This window comes from Mesorhizobium sp. P2_C7, from assembly GCF_056404515.1.
Map to the genome: position 1 here is coordinate 1 of NZ_JBFUDW010000042.1, position 1493 is coordinate 1493.

The 1493-nt window shown below is 59.7% G+C and carries 1 protein-coding gene; it reads left to right on the forward strand.

Annotation, left to right across the window (positions count from 1 at the left end; translation table 11 throughout):
- Nucleotides 1-1493 (forward strand): beta strand repeat-containing protein (locus AC1D2G_RS34385; protein ID WP_477419639.1); only part of this gene is annotated, 1493 nt, incomplete at both ends.

A 1493-nucleotide genomic window follows, 5' to 3' on the forward strand; every position in this document is an offset into this window, starting at 1 on the left:
ACACTCAATTCCGGTGATCAACTCACCGGCGGCAGCGGCACGGACACGCTGGTGCTGTCCGGGTCGGGATCGTTCGACCTCAACAGTCTTGTGGCCTTCAGCGGCTTCGAAAATGTGAACCTCACCGGCACGGGCGAGAGCCTGACCCTGAGGAATGGTCAGAACCTGGCCGTGAACGCGGGCAGCGGCAACACGGTGACGCTGGGGACCGGCAATGACACGATCGCTTTTGCCGGCGGCACGAACACTGTCAACGCGACGATCGGCGCAGGGGCGACGCTGAACACCGGGGATCAACTCACCGGCGGCAGCGGCACCGACACGCTGGTGCTCTCCGGGTCGGGATCGTTCGACCTCAACAGCCTGGCCCACTTCAGCGGCTTCGACGATATTGAACTGGCGACCAATGGAGCAACCTCGTTCACCCTGTCCAGTGCGTTCAGCGGGACGCTCCACACCACCGGCTTCGGCAATKWGACGCTCACGTTTGGTGCGGGCACGGTTACAGCTCACATCGGGGCCGGATCCTTCAACCATGTTTATCTGGGCTCGGGCTCGACCACAATTTACGACGACCAAAGCGGGCTTGGTCACATCGGCCTTTACTACCTCTCGAGCGGGTCAGCCACAATCTACGATCAAGGGACCGACAACTTCTTCCTTTCGACTGGCACATATCAGATCTATAGCTCCAATAATGCCAACAGCGCCTATGTCGCCGTTGATCCTTCACAATTCCACGCGGGCGACGTCATCCAGGGCAGCGGGAATTCAAGCGGCAGCGTCCAGGTTTATGGCGGAAGCGGCGTCTACGATCTCTCCGGGGCCACAATCAGTGGCGTTCCCGATTTATATCTTTTGAACGCCGCGGTTGTTGCCGCAGAAGGCGCCGTATCCCAATTCAACGAATTCATTGGATCAGGAGAGGTGCGAGCCTCAGGCACCAGTGTCAATCTTTCCGGCAAGAGCGTCGCGACTGACGTCCACTTCACCAGCAGCAATGCCACCGGCACCACCTTTACAGTGTCGAGCGCTGCAACCGCCTTCCAGATCAATGGTGGCCTTGGTCAAGACACCATCGCAGCCAATGGCTTCGATTTCACTGCCGCCCAGCGTGACACAATCTTCGCACAAGGATCGATAGAGGTCCTCATCGACGGCACCGGACGTTACATAAATCTCACGCCGGCAAACGACACGATGCCTGCATCCTCAGCCGACACCACGGTTTTTGGGAATGCCGCAACACTCAATTCCGGTGATCAACTCACCGGCGGCAGCGGCACGGACACGCTGGTGCTGTCCGGGTCGGGATCGTTCGACCTCAACAGTCTTGTGGCCTTCAGCGGCTTCGAAAATGTGAACCTCACCGGCACGGGCGAGAGCCTGACCCTGAGGAATGGTCAGAACCTGGCCGTGAACGCGGGCAGCGGCAACACGGTGACGCTGGGAGCGGCAGACAACGGCGTGACAGTCTCTGTGTCGGGCAGCAG